Source organism: bacterium, assembly GCA_040757115.1.
Lineage (GTDB): Bacteria > UBA9089 > CG2-30-40-21 > CG2-30-40-21 > SBAY01 > JBFLXS01.
In genome coordinates this window covers 14,639-36,642 of record JBFLYA010000008.1, presented here as the reverse complement: position 1 = coordinate 36,642, position 22,004 = coordinate 14,639, and the positions used below count along the sequence as shown (strand labels likewise).

Annotated in this window: 12 protein-coding genes; 6 read left to right on the top strand and 6 right to left on the bottom strand. The window is 39.3% G+C overall.

The annotated features are described in order from the left end of the window. The first annotated feature begins 270 nt into the window (after window positions 1-270). The 3 genes from AB1422_01330 (at window position 271) to uvrA (ending at window position 5,945) form a co-directional block, all read left to right on the top strand. Window positions 271-1,110: a sulfide/dihydroorotate dehydrogenase-like FAD/NAD-binding protein gene (locus AB1422_01330; protein ID MEW6617988.1), complete on the top strand. Its 840-nt coding sequence runs from the start codon at window positions 271-273 to the stop codon at window positions 1,108-1,110. A gap of 403 nt (window positions 1,111-1,513) precedes the next feature. Beyond that, window positions 1,514-2,878 (top strand): NADPH-dependent glutamate synthase, encoded by a 1,365-nt coding sequence (gltA, locus tag AB1422_01325; GenBank protein ID MEW6617987.1) that lies wholly within the window; start codon window positions 1,514-1,516, stop codon window positions 2,876-2,878. 265 nt (window positions 2,879-3,143) lie between these two features. Continuing rightward, a complete protein-coding gene (uvrA, locus tag AB1422_01320) occupies window positions 3,144-5,945 on the top strand; it encodes an excinuclease ABC subunit UvrA (GenBank protein MEW6617986.1) in 2,802 nt (933 codons plus the stop codon). 374 nt (window positions 5,946-6,319) lie between these two features. Here the strand turns inward: uvrA and AB1422_01315 are convergent, their stop codons facing one another. From AB1422_01315 to nrdR, 5 genes are all read right to left on the bottom strand, one after another. Next, window positions 6,320-6,877 (bottom strand): type I restriction enzyme HsdR N-terminal domain-containing protein, encoded by a 558-nt coding sequence (locus AB1422_01315; GenBank protein MEW6617985.1) that lies wholly within the window; start codon window positions 6,875-6,877, stop codon window positions 6,320-6,322. 2 nt (window positions 6,878-6,879) lie between these two features. After that, window positions 6,880-7,188: a helix-turn-helix transcriptional regulator gene (locus AB1422_01310; GenBank protein ID MEW6617984.1), complete on the bottom strand. Its 309-nt coding sequence runs from the start codon at window positions 7,186-7,188 to the stop codon at window positions 6,880-6,882. A gap of 137 nt (window positions 7,189-7,325) precedes the next feature. Then, window positions 7,326-8,252: an Rpn family recombination-promoting nuclease/putative transposase gene (locus AB1422_01305; GenBank protein MEW6617983.1), complete on the bottom strand. Its 927-nt coding sequence runs from the start codon at window positions 8,250-8,252 to the stop codon at window positions 7,326-7,328. 312 nt (window positions 8,253-8,564) lie between these two features. Continuing rightward, complete coding sequence (locus AB1422_01300) at window positions 8,565-9,350, bottom strand: hypothetical protein (protein ID MEW6617982.1); 786 nt, start codon at window positions 9,348-9,350, stop codon at window positions 8,565-8,567. A 3-nt stretch (window positions 9,351-9,353) separates the two neighbouring features. Continuing rightward, window positions 9,354-9,818, bottom strand: a complete 465-nt coding sequence (gene nrdR, locus AB1422_01295; protein ID MEW6617981.1) for a transcriptional regulator NrdR — start codon at window positions 9,816-9,818, stop codon at window positions 9,354-9,356. A 398-nt stretch (window positions 9,819-10,216) separates the two neighbouring features. On the opposite strand from nrdR, the gene AB1422_01290 reads away from it, so the two are divergent. Beyond that, window positions 10,217-12,898: a gliding motility-associated C-terminal domain-containing protein gene (locus tag AB1422_01290; protein MEW6617980.1), complete on the top strand. Its 2,682-nt coding sequence runs from the start codon at window positions 10,217-10,219 to the stop codon at window positions 12,896-12,898. A gap of 9 nt (window positions 12,899-12,907) precedes the next feature. Continuing rightward, on the top strand, window positions 12,908-13,729 hold the full coding sequence (proC, locus tag AB1422_01285; protein ID MEW6617979.1) for a pyrroline-5-carboxylate reductase: 822 nt from the start codon (window positions 12,908-12,910) through the stop codon (window positions 13,727-13,729). 181 nt (window positions 13,730-13,910) lie between these two features. On the opposite strand, the gene AB1422_01280 is transcribed toward proC, so the two are convergent. Further along, a complete protein-coding gene (locus AB1422_01280) occupies window positions 13,911-14,888 on the bottom strand; it encodes a hypothetical protein (GenBank protein ID MEW6617978.1) in 978 nt (325 codons plus the stop codon). 82 nt (window positions 14,889-14,970) lie between these two features. On the opposite strand from AB1422_01280, the gene AB1422_01275 reads away from it, so the two are divergent. Then, the gene (locus tag AB1422_01275; GenBank protein ID MEW6617977.1) at window positions 14,971-21,978 is read left to right on the top strand and encodes an FG-GAP-like repeat-containing protein; all 7,008 of its coding nucleotides are present in this window, start codon (window positions 14,971-14,973) and stop codon (window positions 21,976-21,978) included. Window positions 21,979-22,004 lie beyond the last annotated feature (26 nt).

The window sequence follows — 22,004 nt, the reverse complement described above, 5'->3', positions numbered from 1 at the left end:
AATTATTGAAAAGTCTAAATGAATTTCCATCGTTGTAATATAAACTTTGGAATTTGGTGTTTGGGATTTGGTGCTTGGAATTTGGAATTTATTTGGAATTTGGTGCTTGGAATTTGGAATTTCTATCAAATCTGTCCACTAAAAGATGTGGGTAATGATTAGGCCAAGGGGGGACATCAATTGAGTAGCGACAGAGCACTAGATTAAGACACCACCCGAATTTCACGAATGAATACTAATTTTAAAAAGGAAACAAGGGATGGAGGAAAAATGTATAAGATATTATTTACCAAAGAATTAGCAAAAGAGATAAAATTATTTGTTATTGATGCGCCCAAAATAGCAAGGTCTTGCCAACCGGGTCAATTCATCATCTTGAGAATCAATAAGGCTGGTGAACGGATACCACTAACTATTTATGATTACGATGCACAAAAGGGAACGGTAAGTATTATTTTTCAGGAGGTAGGGAAGACAACCAGACAATTGGGCAAACTAAAGACAGGGGATTATCTCCAGGATTTTGTAGGTCCTCTCGGGAAACATATCGAAGTAACTGGTTCAGACAAAAGGATATTTTGTGTGGCTGGGGGTGTAGGTGCGGCACCTATCTATCCTAAAGCAAAGGCATTAAACAAATCTGGAGCTGAAATTACCTCCATTATTGGTGCTCGCACTAAAGATTTAGTTATTTTAGAGCAAGAAATGAATGCCATCAGTAATCAACTTTATATCTGCACCGATGATGGTTCGTATGGTGAACAGGGCTTTGTTACTAAGGTTTTAGAGAGATTATTGGAAACACAGGAAAAGCCAGATTTAGTCATTGCCATTGGCCCCTTGCCGATGATGAAGGCAAGTTGTGCGGTAACTAAAAAATTTGATGTTCCGACATTAGTTAGTTTAAATACGATTATGGTTGATGGCACGGGGATGTGTGGTTCGTGCAGGGTAACTGTTGGTGGGAAAACAAAATTTGCCTGCGTAGATGGACCTACATTTGATGGGCATTTAGTTGATTTTGATGAGTTAATGCAAAGACAGGTAAGGTTTGTAGAGGAGGAAAAAATTGCATTAGAAAGATATACATCTAAATGTAAGTGCGGATAATGATTAGACCTTAATCAACTTGCTGGATCTGAGAATATTAAGGTTTTTAATCCAGGAGAAACGCTCATGCCCACAGGAAGTGGGCACAAAGGGGGATGAAAATTAAGGGGCTCGGGACTCGGGGCTCGGGGCTCGGGATTCGGGAATAAAAGAATCCCCTAACCCCTTAATCCCGTCAGCGGGGAGACAAAAAATTAAAAATCTGTGTCCTCTGCGAAATCTGCGGATATTTTCAGGGGAAACGGTCATGAACCGTTGGTTCACAAATGAGGATGAAAATAGTAGATAGGAGATAGAAGGTGGGAGATGGGGAGATAAGCGTGAGGAGTGGTATTTTCTTTACTTTCTACTCTCTACCCTCTACTCTCTACTTCCTATTTTCAGGAAAAAAGGAGATTATTAGATGTCAAAAATAAGACAACCAATGCCAACGCAAGACCCAAAAGAACGAATAAAAAATTTTAATGAAGTCGCTTTGGGTTATCCACCGACTGCGGCTATTGAAGAGGCAAACAGATGTTTGAAATGTAAAAAGCCAAAATGCATCGAAGGATGCCCGGTAGGGGTAGATATTCCGGCTTTTGTTGATTTTATAGCCAATGGTGATTTTACCTCGGCTATTAATAAGATTAAAGAGAAAAATAATCTGCCCGCAATCTGTGGACGGGTATGTCCTCAAGAAACTCAATGCGAAATTCTGTGCGTTCTGGGGAAAAAAGGAGAACCTGTGGCAATTGGCAGACTGGAGAGATTTGCGGCTGATTGCGAACAGGAAATTACTATTCCGAAGATTACTCCAAATGGTAAGAAGGTTGCAGTCATTGGGGCGGGACCAGCAGGACTTACCTGTGCGGGTGATTTAGCAAAATTAGGCTATGAAGTAACCATATTTGAAAGTCTTCATGATACTGGTGGTGTTCTTCGCTATGGTATCCCGGAGTTTAGACTACCAAAGACAATCGTGGATAAAGAAGTAGATTATATTAAAAAACTTGGTGTCCAAATTGAGGTAAATGTAGTCGTGGGCTCAACTACGACGATTAACGAATTAAAAAATAATGGATTTAAGGCTTTTTTTATTGGCACCGGAGCAGGCTTACCCTATTTTTTAGGCATCCCGGGCGAAAATTTGAATGGTGTGTATTCAGCAAATGAGTTTTTAACCCGAACCAATTTGATGAAGGCGTATAAATTCCCTGAATATGATACGCCCATAAAAGTTGGTAAAAAAGTCGCGGTGGTCGGAGCGGGAAATGTAGCAATGGATTCGGCAAGATGCGCAAAAAGACTTGGGGCAGAAGATGTATATATCGTCTATCGAAGAAGTTTTGAAGAAATGCCTGCCCGAGCCGAAGAAATCCATCACGCAGAAGAAGAAGGAATTATCTTTAAACTACTCACCAATCCAACAAAAATACTGGGCAATGAGCGTGGTTGGGTTACAGCAATAGAATGTCTTAAAATGGAATTAGGTCAACCAGATGAAAGTGGCCGTAGAAAACCTATTCCTATTCCTGGTTCTGAATTCACATTAGAAATGGATACGGTCATTCCGGCTTTAGGTCAGGGACCTAATCCACTACTTTTACATGCGACGCCAGGGTTAGAATTAAATAAAAGAGGGAATATCGTGGTGAACGAAGATTTAAAAACATCTTTAGAAGGTGTGTATGCCGGCGGAGATATTGTTACCGGTGCGGCAACGGTCATCTCCGCTATGGGTGCGGGTAAAAAAGCCGCTTTATCTATTCATCAGTACTTATCTTAAGGGTAACTATTCAGCCACTGATTAGCACGGATAAATAGTAGAGGACAAAAGGCAGAGGGCAGAAGGCAGAGGACAATAGGTGGAAAAACCTTCAGCCTAATTACGGACACGGAAAACGGACACGATTCACGAATTTTCAGTGTTTCATCTGTGTCCATCTGTGGCTGAATAGTTACATATAATTTATTTCTATGTCTTCTCTGTTCCTCTGCGTCTCTGCGGTAAAGGACTACCTGAACGGTTACAATTTTTGTAAGGTGAAAAAGTGCTTCCAAAAGATACAATCTTTATTAAAGGTGCCAGAGAACATAACTTAAAAAATATTGATGTCCAGATACCGCGAAATAAATTGGTTGTGATTACTGGTTTGTCAGGTTCCGGTAAATCCTCATTAGCCTTTGACACAATCTACGCCGAAGGACAAAGACGATATGTGGAGTCATTGTCTGCCTATGCCCGTCAGTTTTTAGGACAGATGGAAAAACCCGATGTTGACTACATCGAAGGACTATCCCCGGCTATTGCCATCGAACAACGAACCGCAAGTAAAAACCCCCGCTCTACCGTAGGCACTGTCACGGAAATATATGACTACCTCCGCCTTTTATTTGCCAGGATTGGTAAACCCCACTGCTATAAATGCAAAAAACCTTTAACTCAGCAAACCGTAGATGAAATCGTTGACCAGATATTGAAACTTAAGGATAAAACAAAAATCCAGATACTTACCCCATTAGTTCGAGGCAGAAAAGGAGAATACCAGGAAATATTTACAAATATCCGAAAAGAAGGTTTTATCCGGGTCCGTGTTGATAAAAAGATTTATGACCTTGAAGAAGAGATTAAACTCGATAAAAATAAAAAACATAATATTGAAGTCGTTGTGGATAGACTTATCCTTAAAACCGAACGGAGTAGATTAGCCGATTCAATCGAAACGGCATTTAAATTATCAAAAGGGATAGTTTTTATTAATATCGATGAAAAAGAGGATTTAATCTTTTCATCCGAATTAGCCTGTATAGATTGTGGTATCAGCTATGAGGAACTTTCACCCCGAATGTTTTCCTTTAATAGCCCTTATGGTGCCTGCCCTACTTGTAAAGGATTAGGGGTTAAGTTAGAAATAGACCCTGACTTAGTTGTCCCAAATAAAGAATTAAGTGTTTATGATGGAGCGATTAGACCCTGGGGAATCCCATGGGAAAGACTACAACAAACATTAGAACGAATTGCAAGACAATATGGGTTTAGATTGGATGTCCCATTTAAAGAACTGAAAAAAGAACATCAACATATCTTGCTCTATGGCACACAAGGAGAATATTATCGCACTCGATTTGGCACTTTCCGGTATTGGGGAGGATATGAAGGAATCATCCCAAATTTAGAACGACGATTTAAAGAAACCGATTCCGAATTATCCCGTGAAGAAATCTCAGAATTTATGACCAAGCAACCCTGCCCGGTCTGTGAAGGCAGCAGATTAAAAAAGGAAAGTTTAGCCGTAACTATTCAAAATATGTCAATTGGTGATGTGACTAAATTATCTATTAAAAAGGCTTATGAGTTTTTCCAAAATCTAAAGTTAAATAAAAAAGAAACACTTATTGCCCACCAAATCTTTAAGGAGATAAAAAGAAGACTGGAGTTTTTAATCAATGTCGGATTAGACTATCTAACCATAGACCGTTCTGCTGGAACTTTAGCTGGCGGAGAGGCTCAGCGAATTCAATTAGCCACTCAGATTGGTTCTGGCTTGATGGGCGTGCTTTATATCTTAGATGAACCAAGTATTGGATTACATCAACGGGATAATAAGAGACTTTTAAATACCTTATGTTGTCTGCGAGATTTAGGAAATACATTGATTGTGGTTGAGCATGATGAGGCAACGATTAGAACGGCTGATTATGTCATTGATTTAGGTCCCGGGGCAGGAGAAAATGGAGGATTTATTATTGCTCAAGGCACTCCCCAACAAATTATTAATGATAAAGCCTCTTTAACCGGTAAATATTTAAAAGGTGAATTGAAGATTCCTATCCCCAAACATCGAGTTAAATCGAAAGCAAAATTTATTGAAGTCAAAGAAGCCTCAGAACATAATCTTAAAAATATCAATGTCAAAATCCCAATCGGGCTTTTTACCTGTATCACCGGGGTTTCAGGTTCTGGTAAAAGCACACTTATTAGCGAAATTTTATATCCCGCCCTGATGCAATATTTCTCTCGAAGCCATATTAAACCAGGCAAACACAAAGAAATTGTTGGATTAAAATATTTAGATAAGGTAATTAATATTGACCAGTCCCCAATTGGCCGCACCCCACGGTCTAATCCAGTTACCTACACCGGGACATTTACACATATTCGAGCCTTCTTCTCTTTATTCCAGGAATCTAAGATACGGGGTTATAAACCTGGTCGATTCAGTTTTAATGTCAGAGGTGGACGATGTGAAGCCTGTCAGGGAGATGGAATTATTAAAATTGAGATGCACTTTTTACCAGATGTCTATATCCCGTGTGAGGTATGTAAAGGGAAAAGATATAATCGCGAAACCCTTGAGATAAAATATAAAGGCAAAAATATTGCGGATGTCCTTGATATGACCGTAGATGAAGCATTAAACTTTTTTGCCAATATTCCCGTAATTAAACGAAAGTTAGAGACCCTCTCCGATGTAGGACTGGGTTATATCAAACTCGGGCAATCAGCCACGACCCTTTCTGGTGGAGAGGCACAGCGAATAAAATTATCTGCAGAATTAAGTAAACGGGCAACCGGGAGAACACTTTATCTTTTAGACGAACCAACAACTGGTTTACATTTTGCCGATATTCACAAATTATTAGATGTTCTAATGCGACTTCGGGAAGCAGGAAATACGATTGTGGTGATTGAACATAACTTAGATGTAATTAAATCAGCGGACTATATCATCGATTTAGGTCCTGAAGGTGGAGATGCCGGGGGAGAGATAGTCGCTATCGGCACACCTGAGGAAATACTTAAGAATAAAAATTCCTATACTGGTCAATTCTTAGTTAAAGCACTAAAGTGACAGTAGAGCGATTATTAACTGGAAGTTTACAGAGGATAATACCCATAAATAAGGTATGAGAATAATCGTTCCGTTAGGAACATAATATCGGTAGGAATAGATAGACAAATCAATCAGTTCCGTAGGAGAGGGATTAGGGTCAGACCTTGAATGTAGAAAGCAGTTCCTTTTACATTCAACATTCACGGTCTGACCCCAATAGTTCTCCTGCTTTCGTGTGTCCCAATCTGAAATTTATAATACTCATCAATCTCGGTAACAAATCGCTCATCCTGAATTTTGCAAAACATTAACTTGCTCATTTCATCAAACGCTTCTGCTGGGTTTCCTTTTCCGCCTTCCCATAAAATATCCTGGCACTGCTGAAATTTATCTTAAAGCGCTTTTAAATCGGCTGGCTGTAAATCCCATGTTTCATCGCCCTTTTTGTATTTATATTTTGTAATTTTCCCGTAGCGGACAGGAATGTCAGAAATAATATTTTTGTCCCGTTCTTGCGGGTTAAAACCAGCAACATCAAAAGCGATGCGAACATTGCCAGCAACAACAATCGCATATTTTGCCCTGAGAGAATTAGCATTGCCAAAAGCTTGTTCAACTGCCTGCTTTATTTCGGATTGAGAAATATCATCTTTTTTACACTCAACTACGATATAAGGTTTTTTCTGTTCGTCATCTTCATAAACAACAATATCGGCTGAATCAGATGGTTTTCTGCGAGGGACAACAACTTCGGTATCTAATCGTTTTTCCGGATATTTATATTTTTGTATAAGTTCAACATAAAAGGACGCTCTGACCTTTTCTTCTGGGTCAGAAAAATTATAACTTTTGCCGGTGGTTTGATATTCAACTTTGCTACCTTCTCGGAGAATAAGCCCTTTTTGTTCTCCTGTTGTAATGTATTCTTCTGAAGGTTTATATTGTGTCATATTTAGTTTCTCATTAAATCATCAATGCTAACGCCTAAAGCGTCTGCTATTTTTTTGACGGTTTCAATTCTTGGATCTGGCGTAGTCCCTGATTCAATTTTAGTGATTGTGTGCAAAGTAATATTGGCAAGTTTTGACAGCTTGTCTTGAGAGATACAGCGCTTTGCTCGGTATTTCTTAATATTTTTTACAATGGTTGAATGGTTGACATTTCCTTTGACATTGTAATATAATTTTACTATAATAACTTTAGACATACTATTGCCATTTGCGATTATTATACCTAACCAAAATTGGTTTTCAAGTGTCAACAGACTCTCCTGCCTGTCTGCCGTAGCACAGGCAGGGGCATTTTTCTATAAATTCTTAACATCCTTGCCTGCCTCCGCAGGACAGGTAGGTAATTTTAAATTCTTGAAATTCAATTGATTTTCAGTATATCAATCTTTCATCTCTCATTCTCTAGTCTTACAACCTTCTTTATTTCCTCTTCTGAAAGCCCGGTTATTTCAGCAATCATCTCTAACTTAAACCCTTTTTTATACATCGATTTAGCTACCTCTATTAATCGTTGCAATCCTTGTTGCAATCCTTCTTGCAATCCTTCTTTCCTTAATCTCATGGCTGTAGTCATTGTGATTTCACCCCCCTTTTCTGAAATCTTCTTAACTGTTTCGAGCACTTCCTCTGGTTTAATCTCTGTGCTGTTGTAAATATATCTTATCACTGCCTCTAAAAACTTTAAACCTTTCTCCTCCTCGTAATACATCCGACCTATCTGTAGAAAATCCTCTATATGTTCTCGCAATCTTCTCTCATCGTATATATTCTTCATCACTAAAAAGGCAACCCTTAAACTAACATTAAAAAACACCCTCTCCCTTAAATCTTCATCACTATAATTCGATAAATCTGTCAATAAATAATTAAACCCAGGAATATAACGAATTAATACCTCGTCTATCCCTTTAAAATAAGCTGATAAATCCTTTAATACCCATCTGTTTTTACCATGATAAAAAATAAGGGAAACTACGGGAATTAAACCCTCCTTCTGTTTGATATTTGTCTCCCATATCCTCAACATATACTTCAAAAGTTGTAAATGTGGGTATTTAACTACCTTGCTTTTATGTTCAAATAAAAGCGAAATCTTTATCTTATGCTTATTTTTGTAAACACAATTATAAACTATGTCTGAAAAATTCTCTTGTAACTCCTCATTAACATAAGAGTTGTTATCCAATTCCAAAGTTGATAAATCAAGGTTTTTCTTAAGAACATCCGGTAAAATGCTATTGATAAAATCAGATGCATTCTCTTTCTTTGAAAATATCTCTTTGAAGAAACTATCATGTGGATTTGTTATCTCCATTTAATTCTTACTCCATCTTGGCATTAATTGTTATTATAACACCTATCCTGAAAAAAGTCAAACGCTTTCTTTTGCAATTTTAACTGACATATGTCCTTATAACTCAAATCTCAAAACGCAAAGCTCAAAACTACAACTTAAGACCAAAAAGGCTTCTCCATCAGTCGCAATAAATCTCAATGAACCTATTAGTTTAAAGTTTTGAGTTAATATTGTCCAGTCTGATGGGCAAGGCTAAACGGTTACAAAAAAGCCTGTAGCCATTAAATGGCTACAGGCTTTAAAAAATATCCCCCTCCCCTCCTACACCTACTAATGTTCTTTTATTATTAATTCCTTTCTTTTAATCCATTGAAATCCTGTCTGGTGAGTAATCACTGCCACATCAATATTTCCTCCGCAGGTAGGAGTCATTGGTGTAAATCTCTGAAATTCAATTGTTGTCTCAATGAGAAATAAGGCATAATCAATCGCATCCTGTAAAGGTAGAAGTTGAAATGGTGGCATTGGTAAAGGTATATTGGGGTCTTCTTTCCATAGTTTTAAAATTACTCGCTGGTCACCACTTATTGAGCATCCGTAACCTTTAGTATGTAAAGGTTCTATTCTTGAAGTTCTACCTATTTCAACAGAGAATGTTTTGCCTATGTATGGGTCTTGTTCATCATACCCGGCAACCTGGAAACCCAATGGGAATTGTCGCTCCGGGATGTTTTCTAAATTACCTACCTCTTTATTCAACTCTGCTTTGAAATATTCTTCTACTTTTACCGCTACACGCTCAACTGTTTCATTTTCAAAGACTCTTTTCTCCACATCTCTTAAGTGGCTTTCTATCGTTCTGCCGCTTAAAAAAGGTATACCAAATACGGCTATTCCCACATTTCTTTTCTTTATACAGAATAATTTCTGCGTATTTGATGAGCCTGGCGACAAAACTGGTGGGGGTGGTGAAACAAGAGAATGTGGTATTTTCGCTTCACATTTAGGACATTTGACAAACTCCTCTTTTGGAACTGCCTGAGTATGAAATGTCATTAAACTATCTGCGGCTAAAATAATTCCATCTGGTACTCGAACAGAAACGACTAAAGACATAATTTACCTTTTTTCTCCACCAAAACTTTCTTTTATCTCCTCTGTAAATGACCCGGCATCCTTAAACTGTTTATAAACAGAGGCAAACCTTAAATATGCAACCTCATCTAAGGAATGAAGTCTCTCCATTATTAACTCACCTAACTCTTGACTCTTAATCACTTTCTCCTCTTTATCCTTGAGAATACTTTCAATTTCATCAATTATACTTTCCGCTGTTTCAGTATCTATTGAGGTTTTTTCACATGCCTTCATAATGCCGGCAATTATCTTTTCGCGGTCAAATGGTTCTTCTCGTCCATCTCTTTTTATCACCATAAAAGGTATCTTCTCGCGTAGTTGCTCATAAGTAGTGAATCTTTTGCCACAATTTAAGCATTCTCTTCTTCGGCGGATAATTGTGCCTTCCCCTACTTCTCTTGAGTCAACAACTTTATCCTCTAATTGATTGCAAAATGGACATTTCATCCTACTTCCCTCTCCATAATTAGAAAGAAAGTAACTATTTAACCATCTGAAGTGAAACAACAGGCACAGCCGGGAAAGTGGAAAGGGGAGAAAGTGAGTAGGTGAGAAAATTAGTTCCCCTCTTTCTCACTTTCTCCCTTTCCCACTTTCTCATTGGTTCTCTTTCCCTGTCTTTTTCATATCTATATATTGAATTGCAGATAGTTTATAATACAAGATATAGAGTTGTCAACTATTTTTTTTAATTTTTTTTTAAATAATTTCTAACCCCTTATCACACAAAATTTTTAGATGATGACAAAACATCACTTTTGAAAAAGTAAAATATATAAGCACTAACAAGTCTATGTCCCTGAAGGAGAAAAGAAAAATATATCCAGTTCAGGTAAAACTTTGTGTTGACTTTTATAAAGTCTTATGGTATTATTAAAAATATGATGAAGAGAACAATAGTTTGTTTGCTACTCACATTATTTTTCACAACATTGGCAAAAGCGGATATTGGTAGCCTTACTGCTACCCCTAAGCATCAAAAGATAGTATTGACCTGGATAAATAATGATTTGGATGTGATAACACTTGTCCGGGATACAAATGGTTATCCGGGAACAATAAGCGAGGGAATTCCTGTCTATAGTGGGACGGCAACGACTTTTATTGATGACAAGCTATTCAATGAGGTTACTTATTATTATACTGCATTTGATTGTGCAGGTAGTTTTAGTTGTGCGAGTGCTACGCCACAGAGAGATATTTCTCCACCATCTCCTCCGGGGACGGTAACCGAAGATTTTCCTGATAAAGATATTAATACGATTGGCTCATATACAATTTATTGGACTACGGCTCAAGATGATGATTCTGATATAATTCAATATGCGGTTCAGGAAAGAATAGGGACAGGTGGAACCTGGGGCACAATTGGCTATACTTCTCAACTTAGTTATGGTGTCACGGGTAAAATTGTTGGTAATGTCTATTATTATCGAGTTTCTGCCAAAAATGAAGCGGAATTATGGAGTTCCTATTCTTCGACATCAGATGGGATAAGGATAGTAAATAAGGCTGTAGAGATTCCCGCAACCAGCAGTATTAATTATGGTCAGATAACAATTGATGTTGCGGCAGATGCCTTTATTGGGTCTGTTACTTTTACGATTAGTCAGGTTTTGCCACCGGCTAATTTTGCTTCCTCGACACCTCTGATGAGTCAATTTTTAAGTCAGTGTTATGAGCTTTTAGCGTTTAATTCTGGGACGCTGATAGAGGTTCAACCTACCAAATCTTTATTGGTTATCTTCTCATATTCTCCAATAAATGCAGGCACAGAGTCTGATTATCGGATTTATCGATATGTTGATGGCTTATGGCAGATGGTGGCGGGGACACAAACAGTTATTCCCAATGAAAATTTAGTTACGGTAAGAATAGGTAGTTTATCTACTTATGTCGTAGGTTATCCAGAGGCGACTTTAACTGAGGTAAGTAATTTTACTGCTACCCCGGGGAATAATCGTCAGATGACTTTAAACTGGATATTCCCTGTTGATAATCGGGTTACAGAAGTTATTATTAGAAAAAATACAGGTACCTATGCGACTACGCCGAAAGAAGGAACACAAATTTACCGCGGGACATTGACCAATTATACCGAAACCTTACTTACACCAGGAACGACCTGTTATTATACTGCTTTTACCTCAGATGGTGGGGCAAATTATTCATCGCCAGTATTTAGCGAGGCAGTGGCGACAGATACAACTCTGCCAGGACTCGTTGGCAGTTTCACCGCAAAAGGTGAGTTTAAAAAAATTGTATTAAATTGGATTAACCCAGCAGATGAGGATTTTAAGGAAGTCAAGATAATCAGGAATCTTTATTATTTCCCGCAAAATTCAGAAGATGGAGACCAAATTTATCAAGGTCAAGGCACTTCTACGGTGGATACAAAAAATATCATTAATGGTCAAATATATTATTACACTGCCTTTAGCTACGATGGGATTTATTATTCTCTGGCAACAACAACGGTTCAAGCAACTGCCACAGTGATTCAAGATGAGACTCCTCCTTCTGCTATTGGAACAATTACAGAGGGATATGTGAGTATTGACCTTGATGTTACCTCTACGGGAAATTATTTAGTTAGTTGGTCTTTTGCTACGGATACAGAATCAGGGATTGCCGGCTACGAACTTCAAGAAAGAAAAGATTCCGGAGAGTGGGGCACTATTTCTGATAATATTATCCAAACTTATTATTATATCACCGCAAGACAATATGGAAGTATTTATTATTACCGAGTAAGGGCGAAAAATGGAGCGGATATTTACGGAAGCTGGTCAACAACAGATGGAATAAGGGTAGTAAGTAGGTATTTTACTCTACCTTCGGCGGTAAGTTATGGCACAGGGACTGAAAAAATACAAGTAGATGTGTCGGCAAACGCCTTTGACGGGACCACTACTTTTACCCTTACCATATTTCCTATCTTACCAGTGACTAATTTTAATCAGGCAACTCCTAAAATCAAAAAATCAATTAGTTCTGCATGGCAACTTTTAGCCATAAATTCAAATAATGAAGAAGTGATGCCTACCGCAACCTTAACTATTTTTATCACCTATCCAGAGGCAGGATTCTCATCAGATGAGGAGATGCAACTTAAAATTTATCGTTTAAATAATAATTATTGGGAGATGCTTCCGCCGGAAAATCAGATTGTCCGTCTGGATGAAAATATAATCCAGGCAACCATTACAACTTTATCAACATTTATCGTGGCGTTACCATCATCTCCTGCGGTTTCTTTAAGTAATGTCAGGGTATATCCCAATCCGTTCAAGCCATCTAAAGGTCATGATAAAATTACCTTTGACGGATTAGCAGATGCGGTAAAAATAAGAATATATAAAATTACTGGAGAATTAGTTTATGAAAAGGAGTATTTAGCCACAAGTGGTTATGTCTTCTGGAATGGAACAAATAATCACGGACAGACTTTAGCCAGTGGCGTTTATATTTATGTCATTGAGGGTAGCGGTGAAAAGGCAATAGGAAAGATTGCCATTATAAATTAGGGGAAAGTTATGGAGTTGTTAAAAGGGAAGAAATTAGTTTTTATTGGCGCCGGGAATATGGCTGAAGCATTAATCAGAGGAATATTAAAGATAGATTTAATTGAAAAGAATAATCTCCTGGTCTGTGATGTTAACTTAAAACAACTTGAATTTTTTAAAGAAGAGTTAGGTATAAACGGAACAAGTGATAATAAAGAAGGTATCAGATGGGCAGATATTATTATCTTATCAATTAAACCTCAGATAATGCCGGAGGTTTTGGTTGAAATCTCCGAGATTATAAAACCCGAGCAAAAGATTATTTCTATCGCCGCGGGGATTACCACAAAATTTATTGAATCTAAATTTAATATAGAGATTTCAGTAATCCGTGTGATGCCAAATACACCAGTTTTAGTCGGGCAGGGTATGGCGGGTATTTGTAAAGGAAGGTATGCAGATACGCAGGATTTGGAGTTAGTCAAAGCCATATTTGAAGCGGTAGGAAAGGTCGTGGTCGTCAAAGAGGTTTTAATGGAGGCGGTTACAGCATTATCGGGCTGTGGTCCTGCATATCTCTTTACTATCGTTGAGGTCTTGACCGATGCAGGCGTATCGGTAGGACTACCGCGAGATACATCTTTAACCTTAACGATTGAAACGATAGAAGGAGCAATTAAAATGCTCAAACAGACTTCTGAACATCCAGCGGTTTTACGAGATAAGGTTACTTCACCAGGTGGAGCAACCATTTCTGCACTAAATGTCTTAGAAGAAAAAGGAATCCGCTCGGCATTTATCCAGGCAGTCACCGCCGCAAATAATCGGGCAAAAGAATTAAGATTAGAGTAATTATTCAGCCACAGATGAACACGGATGAAACACTGAAAATTCCTGAATCGTGTCCGGTATCCGTGTCCGTAATCAGGCTGAAGGGTTTTTCTCCTGTTGTCCTCTGCCCTCTGCCTTCTGCCCTCTGCTATTCATCCGTGCTAATCCGTGTTAATCAGTGGCTGAATAGTTACTAATTTTCTTAATTTTCCTTCAACATCTTTTTTATCTTCTCTTTGCCAAGGAGATGTATAAGATCTTTCAATAAATTCTCTTCCCCAATGGTACGGATTACCTCTTTTTCCCCAATGCTGCGAATTACCTCTTTTTCCCCAATGCTACGAATTACCTCTTTTTCCCCAATGCTGCGAATTACCTCTTTCTCCCCAATGCTGCGAATTACCTCTTTCTCCCCAATGCTGCGAATTACCTTCTTTTCCCCAATGCTACGAATTACCTTCTCCTCTCCAATCCCTTGCACAAATTTGTCAATCCCTACTATATCGACAAGCTCTCTCATTATATCTGGTCTATCGGCTAATGTCTGTGGCATCAATTTCACCTCCTCCTTAAATTCATCAGGATGTAGATACAACCCTGTTTCTATTAACTCTACTAACTCTACCTCTAATATATCTTCCCTTTTACTACCTATTCCCCTGGCTAATTCCCTAATGGATTCTCCTGAAGTAAAAAGAATTAGTCCATAGTTTTCAGGAGTCACCTCTAACCTATCCAGCTGGATTAAATAAAAATTAAACCCAAAATCCGCAAAATAAAGCCCTTCCTTTATCTTTGCCAGTTTATGCCCATTACCACGAATATAATCCTCTATCCCCTTTATACCACCGCTTAAAAGTGCATAAACATTTATTTGTCTTCGCCATTCTATATTCTTTTTTATCTTAAATAATAGCACATAAGCAAATAATCGGTCAAAATCATTCCGGGTGAATCTATCCCCAGGTGATTTATATTCAATAACATTATAATCAGTAAATGATTGGAATACAAGAGGTAAAGATTTAACATCCGCATCCTTGCCCTTTTTAATGACCACAATATCTATTCTTAATGGCATTTTGCCAACCTCAACCTCTGTTTCAACCGTAAAGCCTTTAGGTTCGAGTAGATGTTTTAATACATTTGAGAAATACGGATGCCATTTCTTCTTCATCATCTATGAGTATATACTAAACTTCTATCTTTGTCAATAAATTTTTACTTGAAATTTAAGTAATTAGGTGTTATTCTTAAGTAGAATGATTAAGCATTTATTAACTATTGGCTATTGCTTATTGGCTATTGCATATTGCAATGCCTCTGAATTCAGGGATAATTATTTTATGGATGGAAGCCTTACCCAGGTTACCACCTCTGACATCCCCGGCTGCAAGTGGGTAAGAAGCCCTAAATCCCTTAAGCTCTCCTCCCAATATCCCCTGTTTGAGCCTGTAGATACCTGGGCACCCCTGCCCAGCGAGATGTCGGGGTTACTCTTTCTTGAACCAGAATTTGGTGATATAGATAATGATGGAGACATTGACCTTTTAGTAGGCGATAAAGCTACAAAAAAGATTATTCTCTTAGAAAACAAAGGGACAAAATATAGCCCATTATTTAAAAAAAGAGGGGAATTTCCTTTTTTAACTGATGGAAGTTGTAGTCTTGGTGATATTGATAAAGATGGAATACTGGATTTATTGGTAGTTTATAATGTAAGTGAAATCCATGGTTATAAAGGAAAGGGAAATTGGGAATGGGAAAGGAAGCTAGAATGGGATGTCAAGGATTTTCATAATCAAGGTTTTGAATTTGCCTGTGAATTGGGCGATTTAAATTCTGATAATTACCCTGACCTTATAATCTGTTATATAGAGCAAGGAACAAATACAGGTAATTTTGTTGATGTAAGACTCCTTTCATATGAAAACAAAGATAACAAATTTATTCCAAAGCCTGAATGGAATCCCCCTCCTATGTTGTCTGAATTAATAGGAAATGGATGGGATTTAAACGTAGAACTCGTTGACCTGGAAAACACCAAAAACCCTTTTCTTGTCTTTACATTCAACGAGTGGGGAAATATATATCTTTATAAAAACACAGGAATATTATCTCCCAACTGGGGAATGCGGTCTTATATATTGTGGGGGTTGTTTGGACAACCTCCAGAAGAATACTCTCCTCCAGGCGATAGCGCAGTTGCAACAATAGCCTTTGCCGACCTTGATGGCGATGGAGATTTTGATATGATTAATGGGGGGGAAGATGGAATATTAATTCCTTTTGAGAATGTTGGCGATATTAGCAATCCAAGGTTTCAGTTAAAAAGCTATCAACCACTTGATGGATTCCATATAATGGGAGGCATAACCTTTGCTGACCTTAATGGCGATGGTGATTATGAGGAAATACATAGTGAAGGGGCAGGAAGTTGTAATAAACCCCGTATTTATATTGCTCAAAATACAGGGACACCAGAGATTCCATATTTTCCTCGGAAACATTACAGTATTGTGTTAGAAAATGAGCAAAATGGATATAATGGTATGGAGATTACCCCAACAGTAGCTGACCTCAATGGTGATGGAAAGCCAGATTTACTTGTTGCTACATATAAAACTGGAAAGGGCGAAAATGTAGGGGCATTTAGAAACATAAGCACACAAACAACCAAATTTTCCTATAACCCCCAATGGAATATAACCGCAGAATATTTAATTTCTGAAGGATTGGATGACTTTGATACCTCTTCTCCCGCTCCATTTCTTCTTGACTTAGATAATGATAAGGATTATGACCTTCTTCTTCCTACCTGGCGGATATTTGTTATCTTAGAAAATATTGGAAGCATAACCTCGCCAATCTGGAAGAGGAATAAAACCTGGGAAGAAAGCACAGGCTTTAAAGATATAAATCCTTTAGGTTATATTCCTAAACTAACTGCAATGGACCTAAATGGCGATAACAATGATGATATTGTATTTCATGGAACCATTTATCCTACTAAGGTTTATCTAAAGCTTAGAACATCTACCCCTCCCTCTTTTGAAAGAGCACCCGAAGCATATGAAAAGATGTTTGATACTATTACTCACCCTTATTACCAGTTATCCGGGGTTGACCTTGACAACGATGGAGACTATGACCTGGTTACTGGATATAAAAACTCAGGTCCCTTTATCTCTGGAATAAACAAAGGTCCCTACCATCCCCTTGGCACCTACACCTCTTCCATCTTTGATGCAGGCTCCTCAGTTATCTTTGAGAATATCTTCTGGAAAGAGAGAAAGCCATTTTCAACAGAGCTTTCTATGTATGTTCGCTCGGGAAATAGCACACAAACCTTATCTTCCTGGAGAAAGGTAAGCAATGGAGAAAGCCTTAATCTTAACGCAAGGTTCATCCAATACCAGGCAATCCTTTCCACCTCTGATTTGGAATACACCCCAACATTATATGAGGTAAATATCCCTTATAGAACATCCAACCAGCCATTTATCGATGCCAACCCGGATAAAGCCTATCCCGAGGGGACAATAAATGTAACCGGCCAGTGGTTTGCTAACAATGAAACTGTTCGACTCTATCTTGGAACACTCTCTGTTGCTACAACCACCTCATCCCCAAATGGAACAATAAATGTAGAGTTTGCTCTTCCGTCTTTACCTGCTGGTCTTTATCCGCTGAATGCAAAAGGAAATATCACAGCAACCGCCACTACCTATATTACCATCCTTCCCCTTTCAGCCATAACCGGCAGGGTAAGAGAGGAGAATTTTGCACCCATAGTAGGTGCGGATGTATTCCTTGATGGATTCGCCACAAAAACAGACAAATATGGCAAATTTTCCTTTACCAACCTACCTGTGGCAACCTATACTCTGACTGTATCCGCTACGCGGACAATATTTACTCCCCCCTCTTTCTTCTTCCCATCCCTTAATTGTTCACATGATGTAGAATTTGTGGGAGAAATCCAGCGGGCATTCATTACCTTGCTTAAAGTAGGAACTGAAACCATAGACCCAGGAGCAACCTTAACCTATACACTATCCTTTATAAATGACGGCGACCTGCCACTGTCTGGTGCCTATGTTATTGATACCATAGAGGATAACTTAGGCACTCCATCCATTTCTCTAATTACTATAGGAACAGTAACCTATTGTCCAGAAATAAGAACACTGGTTTGGACAATAGGGAGTCTAACCATTAAAGAATGTGGAACAATGAGCTTTTCTTCCAGAGTGAGCATATTTAAGAGGGAAGGAACGATAACAAATATTGCTTTTCTCTACAACAATGAGGCGGCAACCTCTACTGCCTCTTGCACTACCCGTGTCATTCCACCACCCCCGCCAATAATTAGAATTAACCCTGGTTCTGGCTCTGTGACTAAGATTGTTACCATTGTGGGAGAAAATTTTAAGGATGAGAGCCTGGTCAGGATTGATTTTGGGAAAACCAGGACAATTGCCACAGCCATCCCAGGCTCAGAGGGAACATTTTCTACCACATTTACTGTTACAGATGAAAGCTTTGGCACAATTACCATTACCGCCACTGGTCTTCTTTTAAACCTTACAGCTACCACCACATTCTTTATCCTTTCCCCGGAATATTTTCTATTTGGCACAATTCCATCTCCGCAAATCGCTGGCATTCCATTTACCATTAAAATAACTGCTTATGACATTCATGGAGATATAGTGAGGAATTTCAGGGCAAGTGCTACCCTGTCTGATACTTCTAATACTATCTTTCCTACAACTACGACTAACTTCACTGGTGGCATCTGGGATGGCACTGTTACCATCACCAGAGCAGGCACAAGCTCGATTTCCGCAGGTTACCAGAGTAAGACAGGCACAAGCAATCCTTTTTATGTCCTGCCAGGCGAGCCAGTTAAATTCATCGTCTATCCTGAAAATCCTGTCTACATCCTGGCAGGGGGTTCAGTAAGCATCACTGCTCAATTAATCGATGTTTATGGTAATGCGGTTGGGTCTGCAGGGATTAGTTGTAATTTAGAGGTAGTGATGCTTTCTGGTAAACCAGGAACACTATCTGCCACCACTTCTACTACCACCAATACCGGTCAGATAGACACTATTACCTACTGGGTTTCACCTAATGCCAACGATAAAGTTAGGATAAAACTCCTATCTACTCTACCACCTGCTACCTCCGGAACTATTACTACCAGTTCTGGCGAATTAGCAATGTTCACTTTCGATACTATTGCTACCCAGACTGCGGGGATGAATTTCCCGATTAAAATCACCGCCAGAGATGCTTACGAAAATCCTATTCCTTTTACCAGGACAGTAACACTAATTGACTTGAGTAACAGCCTTAAACCTACTCAGACTACTTCATTTATAAATGGTATGTGGGATGGATTTGGCTCTATCACAGTAAGAGGGACTACCAGTATTACTGTCATTTATGGGGATATTCGAGGCACAAGTAACCCCTTCTGGGTCTGCGGCGGCGAGGTAGAGTATTTTGTCATTAGCACTATAACTACTCAAACCGCAGGTATTAGTTTTCCACTCAGCATCAAGGCTTATGACCGCTGGAGAAATATCGCTGATATGTTCAACTCATCCGCCGCACTAACTGATACCAGCCGCACGATTAGCCCGACTAAAACCACAAACTTTAGCCTGGGCATCTGGGATGGCACAGTTAGTATCACCAGAGCAGGCACGACCGCGATTATGGCAAGTTACCAGGGAAAAACAGGCACAAGCAATCCCTTCTTTATCACCCCCAGTAGCCTCGACCATTTCTTAATCGGCACTATCACCAATCAAACTGCGGGGATAGATTTTCCTGTCGTAATCACTGCAAAAGATACCTACAACAATACGGTAACCAGCTTTACTGATAAGGTTGAATTGAAGGATACTTCATTGACATTGAAACCGAAGATAAGCGATAGTTTTTCTGCGGGTATCTGGCAGGGGGTTGGGTCTATCACTAAAGCAGGGACGACCACAATTTACGCCACCGCTCAAGGTAGGACAGGCACAAGTTCCCCATTCTTTGTTAATCCAGCCAACCTCCATCACTTCAGTTTTCTACCTATCCCTGACCAGATAGCAGGGATTCCATTCAAGATAACTATCATTGCCCAGGATGCCTATCAGAATACGGTTACTACTTACACCGGAACAAATACATTGAGTGATACCACAGGTTCGATTCAGCCTACCATTACCTCTGGATTTGTGGCAGGTGAATTAAGGGATTTTCCAGTAACTATCTCTGTTGCTCAAGACCCTGTGATAGTCAGGACTGAAAAAGGCGGTATTGCAGGGACAAGTAATGCCTTTGGTATTACACCTGGCAATTTAGACCACTTCTGGTTCGAAGCGATTCTTTCCCCTCAGATAGCTGGTGTAGAATTCTTCATCACCATAAAGGCGATGGATAAAGATAACAATATCATTTTTGATTTTTCTGATAAAGTCGGGTTAAACGATGCCAGTCAAACCATCTTTCCTACCTCAACTACTGCGTTTATTAGTGGTATATGGCAGGGTAATGTGAAGATGACAAAAGCAGGCACTACCTCTATCCTGGCTGATTATGCGGGTAAATACGGCAATAGTAATGTCTTCAAGGTAATACCCGGGCAGGTCGCCTATATTGAAATCCAGCCGGGTAGTGTAACTTTAATGCCTGATGAACGCCAGACATTCATGGCAAAGGGCTATGATGACTATGGGAATGAAAAAGAAGTGGGAAATGGGAAATGGGAGGTAGGAAGTGAAATAGGAACATTAACCAATGCTATCGGCTCAAAGACGACCTTTGTAGCCGGAACAAAATCAGGGAAAGGAACACTTACCTGCAAAGTGAATGAGATAATTGGAAGAGCAAGTATTACCATTATTCCCGGGACATTGGCGGACATAAATATCGAACCTGCAGATGCAATTATCGAGGTAGATGGGAGTTGCACCTTTACCAGTAGGGGCTATGATAGGTATGGGAATGAGAAGGATATAGGGGGTGGGAACTGGGAAGTGGGAAGTGAGATTGGAGAATTGACTGATGTCAGCGGGACAAAGACGACTTTTGTAGCGGGAACAAAGTCAGGGAAAGGGATACTTACCTGCAGAGTTTTTGTCCCCCTCGGGAGGGGGATTAAGGGGGAGGAAAGAAATAACGAGCCCCGAGTCCCGAGCCCCGAGCCCCGATTTTCAGAGGAGATAATTGGAACAGCCAGTATAACTGTCAGGTCAGGTAGAGCCGGTCGATTTGAATTTAGCCCTATCAGCCATCAGATTATCAACACGAAGTTTGGCATTAAAGTAACTGCCCTGGATAGGTATGGCAATCTGGCAAGTGATTACAACCAGACGGGTTCTCTTACAACTAACTTTGGACAGATAAAACCTGCCGCTATCACCTTCTATAACGGCATAGCGATAGGCACGGTAACAATTGAGACTAACCGAGCCGCACCTGATGTCAACATTACTATTAGAATTGAGACAATAGAGTCTCAAAGTAACGATTTTGCTGTGTTATACGATGACGCAAGTAATGTAAAGGTTGAAGATGGAGACTTGAAGATAGACATTAAGTCTCATAGTGTAAGTAAAGATTATTACCTAAAGATAGATAAACCCGCTCTGGATGAGGATGAGATTAAGATAGCGAATTTGCGGATGAATCATTATAACCCGGGATTTTGTCTGCTAACTGATACCATTATCCGCATAGTAGCTAAAGATGGGGATAAGAAACCGATAGAAGGAGATTTTGGGACACAAGCAACCAGACTGATAATTTATTACCATCAACCACCTAAGAATGTAGCCGAGGAGAGATTGAAATTATACATCCTGGATGAAGAATCAATTGAATCGAGGTGGGTGGAGGTAACCAATGCACAGGTTTTAGTCGGAAGTAATTTTATCTATGGCGATGTCCCGCATTTTGGGACATTTATTTTGATTGGGGAAGGGATACCGGCGGGTTTTGATGGGGTTGTAGTCTATCCGAATCCGTTCAAGCCAGGCCGCGGGGATGAAAATATCGTTTTTGAGGGATTACCAGAGAATACCCAGATTCGCATCTACGACATCTCAGGCAGTTTAGTCAAAGACGAAGAAGGCAAACGCGCCACCTGGATTTGGGATGTTCGGGATAATTATGGGAAGAAGATAGATAGTGGGGTGTATATTTATGTGTTGACTACTGACGATGGGAAGAAGAAGACAGGCAAGATTGCGATTATCAGGTAGAGAAGTAATTATTCAGCCACAGATGG

What these genes read in the sequence shown, in the direction of transcription:
- AB1422_01300 (MEW6617982.1), bottom strand. Translation starts at nt 9,350, where the DNA reads ATGTCTTTAGTCGTTTCTGTTCGAGTACCAGATGGAATTATTTTAGCC.
- AB1422_01305 (MEW6617983.1), bottom strand. Translation starts at nt 8,252, where the DNA reads ATGGAGATAACAAATCCACATGATAGTTTCTTCAAAGAGATATTTTCA.
- gltA (MEW6617987.1), top strand. Translation starts at nt 1,514, where the DNA reads ATGTCAAAAATAAGACAACCAATGCCAACGCAAGACCCAAAAGAACGA.
- AB1422_01315 (MEW6617985.1), bottom strand. Translation starts at nt 6,877, where the DNA reads ATGACACAATATAAACCTTCAGAAGAATACATTACAACAGGAGAACAA.
- proC (MEW6617979.1), top strand. Translation starts at nt 12,908, where the DNA reads ATGGAGTTGTTAAAAGGGAAGAAATTAGTTTTTATTGGCGCCGGGAAT.
- nrdR (MEW6617981.1), bottom strand. Translation starts at nt 9,818, where the DNA reads ATGAAATGTCCATTTTGCAATCAATTAGAGGATAAAGTTGTTGACTCA.
- AB1422_01330 (MEW6617988.1), top strand. Translation starts at nt 271, where the DNA reads ATGTATAAGATATTATTTACCAAAGAATTAGCAAAAGAGATAAAATTA.
- AB1422_01280 (MEW6617978.1), bottom strand. Translation starts at nt 14,888, where the DNA reads ATGATGAAGAAGAAATGGCATCCGTATTTCTCAAATGTATTAAAACAT.
- AB1422_01275 (MEW6617977.1), top strand. Translation starts at nt 14,971, where the DNA reads ATGATTAAGCATTTATTAACTATTGGCTATTGCTTATTGGCTATTGCA.